A 518-nucleotide genomic window follows, 5' to 3' on the forward strand; every position below is an offset into this window, starting at 1 on the left:
ATGACTTTGCCTTCAGTTTCAACGACCGGAAGAACATCGGTTTCTTCTCCAGTAACAGGACAGGTGTTGACCAGCTGTACAGCGCAACGCCTATCTGTGGAGTTGAGGCTATTGTAATGGTAAGGGATGCCAACACGGGCAAACCACTGGCCAGTGCCAGGGTAGCTATCCTTGATGAGAGGAACAATGTTATAGAGACAAGGACTGCAGATGCAGGTGGTAAGGTGGTTTACAATGTGGATTGTGACAGGGCTTATACCATCCAGGCAAGCATGACCGGTTATGAGCAGAACAGCTTCCCGATTGCCAAAACCCATGGTGGTGAGGTGACTGTTATGGCTGACCTGAGACCGATTGAGGTAATCGCGCCGATAGATGTAGTGGAACTTAAAGATATCTTCTTTGAGTTTGATAAGAGCAACATTACCAAGGAGGCTGCCTTTGAGCTTGACAAACTGGTTGAGCTGATGAACAAAAAGCCGGAAATGGTAATCATGGTTAAGGCACACACCGATAAC

1 protein-coding gene is annotated in these 518 nt (G+C 47.5%); it reads left to right on the forward strand.

What is annotated here, in order from left to right:
- On the forward strand, positions 1–518 hold a 518-nt coding region (locus NU09_RS17025), incomplete at both ends, for an OmpA family protein (protein WP_410501062.1).

The sequence above is a fragment of the Flavobacterium beibuense genome (genome assembly GCF_004151245.1).
GTDB classification, from domain to species: Bacteria; Bacteroidota; Bacteroidia; order Flavobacteriales; family Flavobacteriaceae; genus Flavobacterium; species Flavobacterium beibuense_A.